The 14,686-nt window shown below is 64.3% G+C and carries 13 protein-coding genes; 7 read left to right on the forward strand and 6 right to left on the reverse strand.

The window, feature by feature from the left end; translation table 11 throughout:
• Positions 1 to 3: 3 nt before the first annotated feature.
• The 4 genes from NYR54_RS12175 to NYR54_RS12190 all read left to right on the forward strand — a co-directional run bounded on the left by NYR54_RS12175 (position 4) and on the right by NYR54_RS12190 (position 4,344).
• Positions 4 to 1,329, forward strand: a complete 1,326-nt coding sequence (locus tag NYR54_RS12175) for a replication-associated recombination protein A (RefSeq protein WP_261515933.1) — start codon at positions 4 to 6, stop codon at positions 1,327 to 1,329.
• A 39-nt stretch (positions 1,330 to 1,368) separates the two neighbouring features.
• A complete protein-coding gene (crcB, locus tag NYR54_RS12180) occupies positions 1,369 to 1,743 on the forward strand; it encodes a fluoride efflux transporter CrcB (RefSeq protein WP_261515934.1) in 375 nt (124 codons plus the stop codon).
• A gap of 754 nt (positions 1,744 to 2,497) precedes the next feature.
• Complete coding sequence (locus tag NYR54_RS12185; RefSeq protein WP_261515935.1) at positions 2,498 to 3,481, forward strand: RluA family pseudouridine synthase; 984 nt, start codon at positions 2,498 to 2,500, stop codon at positions 3,479 to 3,481.
• A 62-nt stretch (positions 3,482 to 3,543) separates the two neighbouring features.
• Positions 3,544 to 4,344, forward strand: coding sequence for an ATP12 family chaperone protein (locus NYR54_RS12190; RefSeq protein ID WP_261515936.1), 801 nt, complete (start codon positions 3,544 to 3,546; stop codon positions 4,342 to 4,344).
• Between the two features lie 127 nt (positions 4,345 to 4,471).
• Here NYR54_RS12190 and NYR54_RS12195 read toward each other — a convergent pair whose 3' ends face one another.
• The 3 genes from NYR54_RS12195 to NYR54_RS12205 all read right to left on the reverse strand — a co-directional run bounded on the left by NYR54_RS12195 (position 4,472) and on the right by NYR54_RS12205 (position 6,991).
• Positions 4,472 to 4,819: a YggT family protein gene (locus NYR54_RS12195; protein ID WP_261515991.1), complete on the reverse strand. Its 348-nt coding sequence runs from the start codon at positions 4,817 to 4,819 to the stop codon at positions 4,472 to 4,474.
• Positions 4,820 to 4,903: 84 nt separating this feature from the next.
• Complete coding sequence (locus tag NYR54_RS12200) at positions 4,904 to 6,715, reverse strand: sodium:solute symporter family protein (RefSeq protein WP_261515937.1); 1,812 nt, start codon at positions 6,713 to 6,715, stop codon at positions 4,904 to 4,906.
• A 15-nt stretch (positions 6,716 to 6,730) separates the two neighbouring features.
• Positions 6,731 to 6,991, reverse strand: coding sequence for a DUF4212 domain-containing protein (locus NYR54_RS12205; RefSeq protein WP_261515938.1), 261 nt, complete (start codon positions 6,989 to 6,991; stop codon positions 6,731 to 6,733).
• Positions 6,992 to 7,120: 129 nt separating this feature from the next.
• Here NYR54_RS12205 and NYR54_RS12210 point away from each other — a divergent pair, with 129 nt between their 5' ends.
• Positions 7,121 to 7,819 (forward strand): hypothetical protein, encoded by a 699-nt coding sequence (locus tag NYR54_RS12210; RefSeq protein ID WP_261515939.1) that lies wholly within the window; start codon positions 7,121 to 7,123, stop codon positions 7,817 to 7,819.
• A gap of 78 nt (positions 7,820 to 7,897) precedes the next feature.
• Here NYR54_RS12210 and NYR54_RS12215 read toward each other — a convergent pair whose 3' ends face one another.
• Entirely contained in the window at positions 7,898 to 8,728 is an 831-nt protein-coding gene (locus tag NYR54_RS12215; protein WP_261515940.1) for a class I SAM-dependent methyltransferase, read from the reverse strand.
• Positions 8,729 to 8,931: 203 nt separating this feature from the next.
• On the opposite strand from NYR54_RS12215, the gene NYR54_RS12220 reads away from it, so the two are divergent.
• Positions 8,932 to 9,084: a hypothetical protein gene (locus NYR54_RS12220; RefSeq protein WP_261515941.1), complete on the forward strand. Its 153-nt coding sequence runs from the start codon at positions 8,932 to 8,934 to the stop codon at positions 9,082 to 9,084.
• Positions 9,085 to 9,290: 206 nt separating this feature from the next.
• Here the strand turns inward: NYR54_RS12220 and gltA are convergent, their stop codons facing one another.
• Both gltA and gltX read right to left on the reverse strand, forming a co-directional pair.
• Entirely contained in the window at positions 9,291 to 10,580 is a 1,290-nt protein-coding gene (gene gltA / locus NYR54_RS12225) for a citrate synthase (RefSeq protein ID WP_261515942.1), read from the reverse strand.
• A 172-nt stretch (positions 10,581 to 10,752) separates the two neighbouring features.
• Positions 10,753 to 12,180, reverse strand: a complete 1,428-nt coding sequence (gltX, locus tag NYR54_RS12230; protein WP_261515943.1) for a glutamate--tRNA ligase — start codon at positions 12,178 to 12,180, stop codon at positions 10,753 to 10,755.
• A gap of 110 nt (positions 12,181 to 12,290) precedes the next feature.
• On the opposite strand from gltX, the gene NYR54_RS12235 reads away from it, so the two are divergent.
• Positions 12,291 to 14,669 carry a ComEC/Rec2 family competence protein gene (locus NYR54_RS12235; protein ID WP_261515944.1) on the forward strand — a complete coding sequence of 793 codons (2,379 nt, stop codon included), beginning with the start codon at positions 12,291 to 12,293 and terminating at the stop codon, positions 14,667 to 14,669.
• Positions 14,670 to 14,686 lie beyond the last annotated feature (17 nt).

A 14,686-nucleotide genomic window follows, 5' to 3' on the forward strand; every position in this document is an offset into this window, starting at 1 on the left:
GCAATGAGCGACCTGTTTGACCAGAGCACACCGCCAGCCGCACCGGAGATCGGCAAACCGCTGGCCGACCGGTTGCGCCCCAGACAGCTCGACGAGGTGGTGGGGCAGGAGCATCTGACGGGCCCTGAAGGGGCGCTGACGCGCATGATCCGCTCTGGTTCTCTCGGATCGCTCATCTTCTGGGGACCGCCGGGCACCGGCAAGACGACGGTCGCGCGCCTGCTTGCCGGCGAAACCTCGATGGCTTTCGAGCAGATCTCGGCCATCTTTTCCGGCGTCGCGGACCTGAAGAAGGTGTTCGAGGCCGCCCGTCTGCGGCGCGCCCAGGGACGCCAGACGCTCCTCTTCGTGGACGAGATCCATCGCTTCAACCGGGCTCAGCAGGATTCCTTCCTGCCGGTGATGGAGGACGGTACTGTCGTGCTTGTGGGCGCCACGACGGAGAACCCCTCCTTCGAGCTCAATGCCGCGCTTCTTTCGCGCGCGCGTGTGCTGATCTTTTACCCGCTCGAGGCGGACAGCCTGGAACGCCTCCTGAGCCGCGCCGAAGCCGCGGAGGGCCGCAAGCTGCCGCTGGACGAGGAGGCGAGGGCGGTTCTCATCCGCATGGCTGACGGAGACGGGCGAGCGGCCCTTACGCTTGCGGAGGAGGTGTGGCGCGCGGCACGCGAAGAGGAGATTTTCGATGCGGAAGCGCTTCAACGGATCGTGCAGCGGCGCGCGCCGATCTATGACAAGCGTCAGGACGGGCACTACAATCTGATCTCGGCTCTGCACAAATCCGTGCGCGGCTCCGATCCCGACGCGGCGCTCTACTATCTGGCGCGCATGCTGGATGCCGGCGAGGACCCGCTCTATCTCGGGCGGAGGCTCGTACGGATGGCGGTGGAAGATATCGGCCTTGCGGACCCGCAGGCGCTTGTCATCGCCAATGCGGCGAAGGATGCCTATGACTATCTGGGCTCGCCCGAGGGCGAGCTGGCGCTGGCGCAGGCCTGCGTCTATCTCGCCACCGCGCCGAAGTCCAACGCCGTCTATACCGCCTTCAAGGCGGCAATGGGGGCCGCCAAGGAGTACGGCTCGCTCCTGCCGCCAAAGCACATTCTGAACGCCCCCACGAAGCTGATGAAGGAGACGGGCTACGGCTCCGGCTATCAGTACGATCACGACATGCCGGACGCCTTTTCCGGCCAGGACTATTTTCCGGAGGCCATGGGGCGGAAGACCTTCTACGATCCGCCCGAGCGCGGCTTCGAGCGCGAGATCAGGAAGCGGCTTGACTATTGGGCGAAGCTGCGGCGGGAAAGGGCGCAGAAGGCGGGCGGATAGCCAATATCTTCAAGCGGCGCAGCGCTAAAGGGGGTGTGATTGTATCATTTGCTGCTGGTTTGTGCGGGAGGCGCCATCGGCGCGGGTTTGCGGCACTTGAGCAATGCGGCAGCCGGCCGCCTGTTCGGCACGGCTTTTCCCTGGGGCACGCTCACGGTCAATATCGCGGGCTGCCTGGCCATGGGCGTCTTTATCGAGCTTCTTGCCCGCCGGTTTGGAGGCTCAGAGGCATTCCGGCTCTTTGTTGCCACCGGCCTTCTGGGCGGCTACACGACCTTCTCCGCCTTTTCGCTCGATGTCGCAGCGCTGTGGGAGCGCGGCGCGCAAGGCGCCGCCGCGGGCTATGTACTGGCGAGCGTCGCTGGCGCGATAACCGCCCTGTTTGCGGGCCTATGGCTGGTGAGAAGCCTGTAGCCCAGGCTCGTGTGTGATCGCCATTCTCTGCCTTAAGTCTTCGAGAGGAGGAGAATAAGCTCGCCCTGGCGACGCGTCTCCGTCTCGTGCAGAACGGTCTTGAGGCGCTGGCGCGCCGTGCCGACCTGATCTGCAAGGCCTCGGCAGCTTCGTTCAAGGATTTGCCGTCCATAAGGGCTTCGCACAGCCGGATTTCCGCAGCGGTGAGGCGGAACAGTGTTGCCCAAGAGGATTGCCGGGTCGAGGACGGCCAGTCGAAATCGGTGACGAGAAGCATGCCATAGGCGTTCGGCACCATCGGCTGGATGACATCCGGGAGGTAAACCGCCTCGACCATCAGCGGTCGGCCAGCCGGACGCTCCACGATGACCGGCAGGGGCGACCAGCGTGGCGAGGACGCAAATCGAGGCGACGTCGCGGTGACGGCCAAGGCGTGAAGCTTTCGGTCGCTTGCGGAGTCCAGGATCCCCAACATGCCCGCCTTGATGAAGAGCGGCGACCCCTGCTGCTGCAGAAGAGTTTCGGCCTTGCTATTGATTTCCAGCACATGCCCGCCGCGACCGAGAAGCAGGGCGGCCTTGTCCACACGATTGAGCGCGCCGAGCCCGGTGGCGCCTCTTGCCTGCACGAAGCTGTTCGGCAGCCTCGCCATTTCGTATGGCCGCGCAGCTACCATTTGGGAGGTGCCGGGCCATTTTGCGGCTCGCAAGAAGGCGTTTGCGGTGCTATTGCCGCCATTCAAGACGGTGAGAAGATGGCAAGCGTCGAGCAGATCAAGGTGGATAGCGGCGAGGCGGGCATGCGGCTCGATCGCTGGTTCAAGGCCCATTATCCCGGCCTGGGTTTCGGAGAGCTTCAGAAGCTGCTGCGCACGGGGCAGGTGCGCGTGGACGGCGCGCGCGCCAAGGCCGATACGCGTGTTCAGCCGGGGCAGGTGATCCGGGTGCCGCCGCTTGCGGTCGACCGCAAGGGCGCGCCAACCACCATACGCACCATACGCGACCATGGCGATGCCGAGGTGCTCTCGCAGATGCTGATCCATGAGGACGAGAAGGTTTTCGTCTTCAATAAGCCTGCAGGCCTTGCGGTGCAGGGCGGCTCCGGCATCAACCGCCATGTGGACGGCATGCTGGAAGCCTGGCGCAGCAGGAAGGGCGAAAAGCCGCGCCTCGTGCACCGCCTGGACCGAGATACTTCCGGCGTGCTGGTAGTGGCACGCACGCGGCTCGCCGCGGTGAAGCTTGCCGAGGCGTTCCGCGCGCGGGAGACGAAGAAGATCTACTGGGCGCTGGTGAAGGGCGTTCCGAAGAAGGAGGAGGGGCGGATTTCGACATGGCTCTTGCGCGAGGCAAAGCCTGACGGCGACCGCATGCGGATCGCCAGGCATGGAGAGCCGGGTGCCGACCATGCCATCTCCACCTATCGCGTGATCGAGCGGGCGGGAACGGCGCTTTCCTGGCTTGCGATGGAGCCCTATACGGGCCGCATGCATCAGCTGCGCGTGCATGCCGCCCATATCGGATGCCCGATCATCGGCGACCCGAAATATTTCGAGGCGGAGCCGAGCTGGCAGCTGCCCGGCGGCATCCAGAACCGCCTGCACCTGCACGCCCGCCGCATCGTCATCCCGCACCCCGACGGCGGAACTCTCGACGTGACGGCCGAACTGCCGCCGCATATGCAGCAGAGCTGGAACCTGCTCGGCTTCGACGCAACCGCCGCGGAGGAATTGGCCTGAAGAAGGGTGGCAATCCGCCCATGCGGGTAGCGCCGATCCGCCCGTCACCTATATGAGGGACCATGCGTGATATCCTGAACGATCTCGACCACGGCCGGCATCATCCGTCGGACCTCGATCCCATGCGCCGCGCGCAGAAGCATATGCAGACGCCGCGGCCGAAACGGTTTTATACCCGCGTGGAGGTGGAGGGTGACGGCGGTACGTTCCGCGTTCTGCTTGACGGGCGGGCGGTGCGCACGCCCGCGAAGGCGGAACTCTTGCTGCCGACCGAGCGAGCCGCGCAGCTCGTCGCGCAGGAATATGAGGCTCAGGGCGAGTACATCGATCCGATCACCATGCCGGTGACGCGCCTCGTCAACACGGCCATCGACGGGGTGGCGAGCGATCCGCAGGCGGTGGCTGAGGACATCCTGCGCTACGCCTCCAGCGATCTTCTGTGCTACCGCGCCGATTCCCCCGAGCGCCTGATCGCGCTGGAGGCGGAGGCCTGGGACCCGGTGCTCGAATGGGCAGAGGGAGAGCTGGGCGTGCGCTTCATGCTTGCCGAAGGCGTCATGCATGTGGAGCAGCCGCGCGCGACGATCGCGGCGGTCGGGGCCTATGTGAGGCCCCGCCGCGAGCCGCTGCGGCTCGCCGCCCTCCATGTGATGACGACGCTGACCGGCTCGGCACTCCTTGCGCTTGCGGTTGAGGCCGGGGCGGTCGATGCCGACACCGCCTGGAAGGCCGCCCATGTGGACGAAGACTGGAACATCGCTCAATGGGGCGAGGACGCCGAAGCCGCCGATCGCCGCGCCGCGCGCAAGCGGGACATGATGGGGGCTGTGGCGTTGTTGGAGGCGATAGGGGCGAGTGAATAGCAAGTAGCGAGGAGGGGGAGCAGTGAACGGTGAATAGCGAATGGAAAAAGCGGTATCGGTTTTTTAAGATTGGTAGTTGACGAACTGAACGCTACAAGCAATTTCACCATTCCTCCCTATTGGCTCTTCATCTCCCAAACGCCCGATAAAGCACCGCTGCGATCTCGCTTTCCAGCGGGAAGGACAGCATGCCCATGACGGAATAGCCGAGCAGCCAGGGCATCAGATAAAAACGGATCATGAAGAAGAACCAAGCCACGTAGACCGGCACCAGGAAGTCGATCAGGAAGCCGGGCGTGATGGGGGCGAACAGCCGCAGGATCGGATTCGTCGCGCGAACGAAGAAGCGCATGAAGAAGAAGTTCGAGTCCTCGGACAGGAAAATGTTCATGGCCGCGCGGCCGATCAGGGTCCACATCACCATGCCCAGCACGTAGTCGATGACGATGACCCACAACGGAAAGGCGGCGAGCATTCCCTGCACGATTGATCCCCCGGAGTGCAAACGAGAAGAGGGGCGGGAGAATGTCCCGCCCCTAGTGTTTCTGGCAAGCCTTTTTCAGTGCTTGTGAACGATGATCGGCTCCCCAACGGGAACGCGCGTCTCGTCCACCATGCGCTGGATTTCCTCGTCGGGCTCGGGCGTCATCAGTGTGACGACCACCATCGCCACGAGGCTTGCTGCCATTCCGATGATGCCGAAGCGCACATCATCCAGGCCCAGCCACGGCGTGCCGCCGTTGTAGACATAGTAGAGGTAGGCGGACCCGGCCACGAAGCCGGCAAACATGCCTGCAAGCGCGCCTTGCCTGTTCGCCCGCTTCCACCACACGCCGAGGGCAAGCGGGAAGAAGAGGCCGGAGCAGGCGAAGCAGAACGCCCAGGCCACCGCGCCGAGGATGCTCGTGAGCTGGAGCGAGGCGATGAGCGCGCCGATGGCACCGATGCCCACCAGCAGCACACGCGCCACGATCAGCCGCACGGCGGTGTCCGCCTTCGGGTCGATGATCTTGTAGTAAAGATCGTGGGACAGCGCGTTGGCGATGGCAAGCAGGAGACCGTCCGCCGTTGACATGGCAGCGGCCATGCCGCCCGCAGCCACGAGACCGGAGATCACATAGGGAAGCCCGGCGATCTCAGGCGTGGCGAGCACCACGATATCCGGCCGCATGAAGAACTCGTTGAGCTGCAGGATACCGTCTCCATTCTGGTCAGCAATGGCCAGGAAGCCCACGGACGACCAGTTCTGGATCCAGGCGAGCGAGGCGACCTCCTCGAAGGGCTTGCCGATGACGGCGGTGGGCAGGTTCGGATCCAGAAGCTGCAGCTTCGTCAGCGTGGCGAGCGCCGGCGCCGTGAAGTACAGCAGGAAGATGAAGAACAGCGACCAGCCGACGGACTTGCGCGCCGAACGCACCGATGGCGTCGTGAAATAGCGCATCAGGATGTGCGGCAGGGACGCCGTACCGGCCATCATGCAAAGCGCCAGCGTGATGAAGCGCCACTCGGCCAGAGCGCCCACAGGGCTTGTGTGCGGCGTCGTGAGCACCGAAAGGCCGGGAATGGCTTCAGCCGGCGGGTTCAACCCGAATTGCGCTTCGAGTTCCCTCATGGTCGAGGCGGCCTCTCCATAGGTGAAGTGCGGGATGATGCCGAAGTCCTGCACGTTGGACATCCAGATCACCGGCACCAGATAGGCGACGATGAGCACGATGTACTGCGCCACCTGGGTCCAGGTCACCGCGCGCATGCCGCCGAGCATCGAGCAGAGCAAAATGCTGAGGAGCCCGAACCACACGCCGACGGAGTAGGGGATCTGCAGCACGCGGGCAGCGATCGTGCCTGTAGCGTCGATCTGCGCCGTCACATAGGTGAAGGAGGCGACGACAAGCACCACCACGGCGAACAACCGGGTGAGATTGCCGCCGTAGCGCGTGCCGATGAAGTCGGGCACGGTGTAGCAGCCGAACTTGCGCAGATAGGGCGCCATCAGCGAGTTGACGAGCACGTAGCCGCCCGTCCAGCCGATGATATAGGCCATGTAGCCATAGCCGCCGAAGAAGATGCCGCCGGCCATGGCGACGAAGGAGGCACCGGACATCCAGTCTGCCGCCGTTGCCATGCCATTGTAGACCGCCGGGACCTGGCGCCCGGCGACATAATAGGCGTCCACCTCCATCGTCCGCGACAGCCATCCGATCACTGCATAGATGCCGATCGTGAAGGCCACGAAGAGCACGCCTATCGTGTTGGCGCTCACCCCGAGCTGCTCCAGGATCGCCATCAGGATGATGAAGACGAGAAAGCCGCCGGTGTAGAGGCCGTAGACGCGCCCGATATTGTCTATGAAACGTCCCTGCATGAGAGCCATGACGGTTCCTCCCGCTCACTCTTCGTCGAAGCCGAATTCCCGGTCGATCGCGTCCTGACGCCAGTTCTGGATCACGATCAGGAGAACGAAGGCGATGAGCGAGCCCTGCGCGATCATGTAGTAGCCGAGCGGGAAGCCCAGGAACGTCAGGTTGTTGAGCGGACTGACGATCAACGGAATGAAGAGCGAGAAGAACGCCCACAGCACCAGGATGACGATCGTCAGGTTCCTGGTCTTCTGCCAGTAGCGGTCTCGCGCGTCGGTGTTATCGGACATGATGTCCTCCTCCCTCAGATGCGCTTGCGACCAAAGTCGCTGCCGAGTGCCATTGCCGACAAAGCGAATCGGAACCACAATGGCGCACTGGGAGTGTTGTCGAATTCGATAGGCAAATGGAATTAAACCTTGGTCGTAACCGGTGACAGGCCTTCCCCGGCTGGGACAGGACTTCTCGCCCGCACACGCATGCTGCTTCTAGAGGCGGCGAAGCGGCTGTATGTCCGCCAGGAGACGAGCCGCATCGACAAGGTGGAGGGGCTTGCGCGCTTTGCCCACACGCGTGCGGCCTTCGTGGCGCAGAAGAAGCTCTACGGCTATCTGAAAGCGCGGATGGGAACGCGCTATCCCATCATGTTCAAGGACGAGGTTTTCATGCAGTCGGTCGACCTCGCCAAGTGGCACGTGTTTGCCGCCTGCCTGTCGGATATCGCGATTCACGCGGCCGCCCGGGTGATGCCGGAGGGGAGGCTGACGGAAAGCGAGAGCGAGGCGCTGGCCCGGCACTGCCATGAGGCGGGACTTGCCGCCAATGCGGAAGGCATCCCTGACGATACGCTGGTGTCACAGTGGAAAGAGGCTTTCGCCCATCGGCTTGCCGGCACGAACTGGCAGCGGCTGGCGGCCGGAGGGGACGCGATGACCGAAAGTCCCAAGGCGCTCTATGTCTGGGCTCCGATAGAGGATTCACTCAAGCGCCTCGACCGTGAGATTGTGGAAAACTCCATCCGCTTCGCTTGGGCGGAGATCATACGCGACTTTCGCAAACGCGCCGTTCCTGCTGAAATCGCTGCGGATTTCCGGCAGAGGGAGTTTGCCAAACTCTGACCGTGGCTCCCTTTCCGTTCGACCTCAATCCCAGGCGTATCGTCAGCCGCTGATCGTTCGTAGGCGGCCGTGTCGGTGCTATCTGCGCCGGCAGATCATCTCCACCGGGGCGATCAACCCGCGCTCCAAGTTGACCACCATGTTGGCGATCTTCTCCGCCGCGCTCGGCCCCATATGGAGGTGAATGCCGAGCGGCGGCAGGCCGCTTTCGCTGATGCGCTTCCGTACCCGGTGGAAGAAATCGAGAGCGAAATCGCGCCGGTTTTCCTCGGCCATCACCTCGAAGCCGTTCCGTTCGAGTGCCTGCCGGTACGCAAGAGGGGTGGCGAGAATGGAAAGGGCTGGCGTTTCGGCCCAGGGGACCGGGTAGGACAGGTCCCCGTCGGCGGTGCGCATCACCTCGTAGAGCCCGAAGACCGCCTGCGGCTTGACTACGCGCGCGACCTCGGCGCAGAGCTTCTCCTTGTCAGCGATGTTCATGGACACGTGGATCAAGGTGGCCGCATCGAAGCTTTCCGCGTCGAAGGGGAGCGCCGTGGCGCTGCCGATTCTGAACGTCACCCGGTCGGTAAGGCCGACCATAGCTGTCAGGCTCCCGGCGACCTGGACATACTCGGGCGTGACATCGATTCCGGTGACGCGGCAGCCATAGCGGCTGGCAAAAAAGCGGGCGGGCCCGCCGATGCCGGAGCCGATGTCGAGGACACTCATGCCCTCCTTGAGGCCGAGCCCTTCCGCCAGATGAACGGTGGCGTCGCGCCCGCCCATGTGAAATTCGTCAACCGGAGCGAGATCGTCCGGCTGAAGCCTCTCGAGGCTGAGCCCCGCGGCGATCAGACCATTGCGGATCGCCTCTTCGAGTGAACCATGGGTCCAGTGGCGGACCACATCCTGTTCGATCGGTGTCATCTTGTCCTCCTCCCGAGCGCGCCGGCGATAGCTCTCATCCGCGCCAGCCTTTCCGGAATGCGGCGGCCAGGCTGCGCGCCGCGTTTTCTTTTCCGAATGCTCCAGCCGGACAGCATGCGCGCGCGGGGGAGATAACTCCAGTCCATAATTTGAAACGGCATCAAGAGCAGCTTTGAATTATACTTGGCCTTGATGGAGGCTTCATGGAACACGGCCAGCTTTGCCCTTTGGCCAAAGCCTCGGAGATTCTTGCCGAACGTTGGACGCTTCTGGTGATACGGCAGCTGCTCTCAGGCGATCTGGAGGCTCCGGAAGCCGCGATCTGCGTCGGGCTTTTCGCTCGTGACTGCTTCTGAGCCCGTGCGAAGCGCACGGGCGAACCTGAACGTCGGCCGGAAGACGCTGGCCTCGAGCCTGGCGCCTGGCACGGCGGGGGCGAGAAGAAGGCCTGACCCACGCCATGGCGGCAGCCTCTCGCCCAGCATCATTAGCCCATCGGAAGCACTGCGCTCAGATTTGACAGCCGGAACCGGGAACCGGCGCGGCCTGGCGCTGCCGTCGCCTACCTTTGGTCGATCGGCACGTAGTCGCGCTGGGGGGCGCCGGTGTAGAGTTGGCGGGGGCGCCCGATCTTCTGTTGCGGGTCCTCGATCATTTCCTTCCACTGGGCGATCCAGCCCACGGTGCGCGCCAGCGCGAAGAGCACGGTGAACATGGTGGTCGGGAAGCCGAGCGCCCGGAGCGTGATGCCGGAATAGAAGTCGATATTCGGGTAAAGCTTCTTCTCGATGAAATACTCGTCCGTGAGCGCGATTCGCTCCAGCTCCATGGCGATTTCGAGTTGCGGATCGTCCTTGATGCCGAGCTCCGCCAGCACCTCATGGCAGGTCTTCTGCATGATCTTGGCGCGCGGATCGTAGTTCTTGTAGACGCGGTGGCCGAAGCCCATGAGGCGGAACGGATCGTTCTTGTCCTTGGCGCGGGCGATGTATTCGGGGATGCGGTCCGGCGTGCCGATTTCCGCCAGCATGTTGAGGGCCGCCTCATTGGCGCCGCCATGGGCCGGACCCCAGAGGCATGCAATACCCGCGGCGATGCAGGCGAAGGGGTTGGCGCCGGAGGAGCCGGCAAGCCGCACGGTGGAGGTGGAAGCGTTCTGCTCGTGATCGGCGTGCAGGATGAAAATACGGTCCATGGCGCGGGCGAGCACCGGATTGACCTTGTATTCCTCGCACGGCACCGCGAAGCACATATGCAGGAAATTCGCCGCGTAGCTGAGCTCATTGCGCGGATAGATGAAGGGCTGGCCGACATGATACTTGTAGGTCATGGCGGCGATGGTGGGCATCTTGGCGATCATGCGTATGGAAGCGACCATACGCTGGTGCGGGTCCGAGATGTCCGTGGAGTCGTGATAGAAGGCCGAAAGCGCGCCGACCATGCCGCACATCACCGCCATGGGATGCGCATCGCGCCGGAAGCCCGTGAAGAAGCGCGACATCTGCTCGTGCAGCATGGTGTGCCGCGTCACGCGCTGGTCGAAATCCTCTTTCTGGGCCTTGGTCGGCAGTTCGCCATAAAGCAGGAGGTAACAGACCTCCAGGAAATCCCCCTGCTCGGCAAGCTGCTCGATGGGATAGCCGCGATGCAGAAGAATGCCCTGTTCCCCGTCGATGTAGGTGATCTTGGATTCGCAGCTGGCCGTGGAGGTGAAGCCGGGATCGTAGGTGAACATCCCGGTGTTTGAGTAAAGCGAGCCGATGTCGATGACATCTGGGCCGATCGTTCCTCGCCGCACGTTGAGCTCATGCGTTTTCCCGCCAAGTTCCAGTCTCACGGTCGAGTTGGCCATCGCGTATCACCTCTCTGTTATTGGGACTTGGGCGGGAAGCAGAAGTCGCCACCGCTCATGGTGCGGGAGGGCCGTAGGGCACCTGTCCATTCGGTGTAGCTAGCGCATTTGCCCTTCTCTGCCAAGCTTGACAGCGGGCAGTTTTGCGTTGCAGCAAATGCGGTTCCGCCCGTCATCTGGCGGCGGCCTGGTCGCGGATGCGTCCGAGTGCCTCCTCGCGGCCGAGAACGGCAAGCACGTCGAAAATGCCGGGGGAGGTGGTGCGCCCGGTGAGGGTCGCCCGCAGCGGCTGCGCCACTTTTCCGAGCTTTAGGCCCGTCCTTTCGGCATAGGCGCGCACCACGGCCTCCGTCGACTCCGCCGACCAGTCCTCGATGCGTGCGAATTCCTCTGCCAGCTCGGCAAGCATGGCCCGCGCGTCCGGATCGAGCAGGTTGGCTGCCTTTTCATCAATCTGAAGCGGACGCTCGGCAAAGAGAAATCCTGCTCCATCAAGAAGTTCGACCAATGTCTTAGCGCGTTCCTTGAGGCCAGGCATAGCGGCGCGGAGCTGAGCCTTGCGCTTCTCGTCCATACGGTCGAGCAGTCGCTTCCCGCCCTCCAGATGGGGCAGGGTTTCGAGGAAGATGTTCAACAGCGTGTCATCGTCCGTGCGGCGCATGTGAATGCCATTCAGCGCTTCGAGCTTCTGGAAATCGAAGCGCGCGGCGGCCTTGTTGATGTCCTCGATCTCGAACCACTGGATCATCTCTTCAGTGGTCATCACCTCGTCATCACCGTGGCTCCAGCCGAGGCGGGCGAGATAGTTGCGTAGGGCGGACGGCAGGTAGCCCATGGCGCGGTAGGCTTCGACCCCCAGCGCGCCGTGCCGCTTGGAAAGCTTGGCGCCGTCCGGCCCGTGAATGAGGGGCACGTGGGCCATGACGGGAACCTCCCAGCCCATGGCCTGATAGATCAGCGTCTGGCGGGCGGCGTTCGTCAGATGATCGTCGCCGCGGATGATGTGGGTCACGCCCATGTCGTGATCGTCCACCACGACTGCGTGCATGTAGGTGGGCGAGCCGTCGGACCGCAGGATGATGAAGTCGTCGAGATCCTTGTTGGGAAAGCGTACCACGCCCTGCACGCGGTCATCGACAATCGTTTCGCCCTCGCGCGGGGCCTTGATGCGGATCACGGGCTTGACGCCGGCCGGGGCCTCACTCGGATCGCGGTCACGCCAGGGGCTGAAGAAGCGCGGCGGCTTGCCTTCCGCGCGTGCTTTCTCGCGCGCGGCCTCGACTTCCTCCGGTGAGGCATAGCAGTAGTAGGCGGCACCTCTGGCCACCAGTTCTTCCGCCACCTCGCGGTGGCGCTCCGCGCGGGCGAACTGCGAGACCGGCTCCCCATCCCATTCGAGCCCGAGCCATTTCAGCCCGTCGAGGATGGCGGCGGTGGCCTCCGGTGTCGAGCGCTGCCGGTCCGTATCCTCGATGCGCAGGAGCATCTTGCCGCCGGTATGCCGGGCATAGAGCCAGTTGAAGAGCGCCGTGCGCGCACCGCCGATATGGAGGAAACCGGTCGGCGACGGCGCGAAGCGTGTGATGACGTTATCGGGCATGCTGTTGTCCGGATGTTCTGGCGCGGTGCAGTTCACCGGCGCGGGTGGAAATCGGCTGCCCGTCATGTAGCATAGGATGAAAGGGGTGCAAGCGCCTGAAGGGGACAGGCATGGGGGGCGAAAGGGCGGCGACGCCGGACGGCGAGCGTGCGCATTTTCTGCTGGCGGACATGGAGATACATGTCATGCCGCCTGCAGACCAGACCGTGGCACGGTGGCCGGCGGGCGGGAAGCCATCCCTGCCGCCTAGCGCCGCGTCCCGTTTGCGGACCAGCCTTTGGCAGCGCCTTCACCTGCAGGCGGCTGAGGCACTTGCCAAGGATGCAGCGCGCGGGGCTGCGTTCCTGTGCCTGCCGGTTCTGCTGGCGGGCGGAGCCGCTTTCTATTTCGGCCTCAGGCAGGAGCCCGGCACGGCACCGCTTGTTGTCATTCTGGCGTTTCTCGCCATTTCAGCCTTTCTGGCGCGGCACAGACCGGTTCTGTTCGTGCCACTGACGGGATGCCTTGTCTTCGCGCTCGGCGTGGCGGCGGCGAAGCTGGAGACCTGGCGCGCGGCAACGCCCATGATCGGTTCGGAGATCACCACGCGGATCACCGGAAGGCTGGTCCGGCTGGAAGATCAGGCGAGTGGAAGGGTCCGGCTTACCGTTGACGTGCTTGCCACGGAGCGGCCGCACTTGCGCTACGCGCCGGAACGGGTGCGGGTCACGGCGAGATCCGTCCCCGACGGGCTGCAACCCGGCGAGGGCGTTGCCGGGCTTGTGCGGCTGATGCCGCCGCCCGGTCCCGTGCGGCCGGGAAGCTACGATTTCGGCTTCACCAGCTTCTTTCGCGGCCTGGGCGCCATCGGCTTCTTCATGTCGAATGTGGAGCGTGTGGAGTTGGACGAGCCACTACCCGTATGGGCGCGCCCGGCGCGCTGGCTGGAAAGCGCGCGGCTGGCGTTGGCGGAGCGCATCCGCGCCCATGTCTCGGGGCCCGAAGGGGAGGTCGCCGTGGCCATGATCGTCGGTTTCCGGCCGGGCATCCCGGAGGAAACCAACGAATGGCTCCGCCGCTCCGGCCTCGCGCACATCCTGTCCATCTCCGGGCTCCACATGGCGCTTGTCGCCATGACGGTGATGACGATGCTTCGGACGGGCGCGGCGCTGTTCCCGGGCTTTGCCTCGCGCGTGCCGGTAAAGAAATATGCTGCCGCAGCTGCACTGGCCTTCTGCACGCTCTATCTCTTCATCTCCGGCGGCGACGTGGCGGCCGAACGCAGCTACATCATGCTTGCGGTGATGCTTGCCGCGCTCCTCTTCGACCGCGCGGCCATCACCATGCGCAACGTCGCGATTGCGGCGCTCGTCATCGTCGCGCTTTCCCCGCATGAGGTGGTGGGGCCCAGCTTTCAGATGTCGTTCGCCGCGACCGCCGCGCTGGTGGCGGGCTATGCTGTCTGGAGCGAGTGGCGGCGGCGCAGGCGGGAATTCTCGCCTCCGCCGTCCGGTTCGCTCGTGCGCCGGGCGATGCGAGCGGCATTTGCCTTCCTTGCGGGGCTCGCAGCCACCTCGCTGATCGCCGGGACGGCGACCGCGCTTTACAGCGTGTGGCATTTCCAGCGCGCGGCCCCCATGGGCCTTCCGGCCAATCTCACCGCCATGCCGCTGGTCTCGCTGGTCGTTATGCCCTCGGCGGTGATGGCCATGCTGGCGCTGCCTTTTGGCCTCGACGGTTTTTTCCTCAAGATCATGGTACATGGCATTGCCGGCGTGATCGCCATCGCGCGATGGTTCTCGGATCATTCGCCGGTGGATGCGGTGGGGATCGTTCCGCTTCCGGCGGTACTTTTTCTTACCGTTGCGCTGGTCATTCTGGTCGTGTCCACTACATGGGTCCGGCTTGCGGCATTGCCCTTTCTGGTGCTGGGGCTGGCGTTGATAGCGGGCAGGGAATTGCCCGATGTTCTTGTTGCCGAGGATGCAAGGCTGGTCGGCGTGGGCGATCCGGCCGGCCGCATTGCCGTCAACCGCAGCCGTCCTAACGGCTTTACCATCGACGACTGGACACGCGCGCTGATGGCCGAAGAGATGCTGAAGCCGCGTAATGCAACCGTGCGGCCTTCGCCGGATGACCCGGCGCTCGCCGAACCGGGCTTCGTCTGCGGCGACGGGTTGTGTCTGGCGCGCCATGCAAGCGGCGCTCTCATCGCCCACACGCAGGACTCCGCCGCGGCACGGGTGGTCTGCGGCGCGGCGGCCCTGATCGTTATGGACGACGTGACGGCAGGCAACGTGTGCGGGGCAGGGGAGGCGGCGGTGATCACCAAGCGCGATCTGGCGCGCAGGGGTGCGGCAGCCATCCGACTGGTGCGCGACGGGGCGTCAATGCGGGCGGAAGCGACCTTCGCGGTCGAGGAGCCCTTTCGCCCGTGGCATGACTACCGGGCGTGGTCGCGCGCCGCGCGCGGACTGCCGCCATATCGCCGGGAGGAAGGCGAGGAATGATCGGGCGCGGCCGTAGC

The organism is Chelativorans petroleitrophicus (assembly GCF_025398195.1).
In the GTDB taxonomy this organism is placed as follows: domain Bacteria; phylum Pseudomonadota; class Alphaproteobacteria; order Rhizobiales; family Rhizobiaceae; genus Chelativorans; species Chelativorans petroleitrophicus.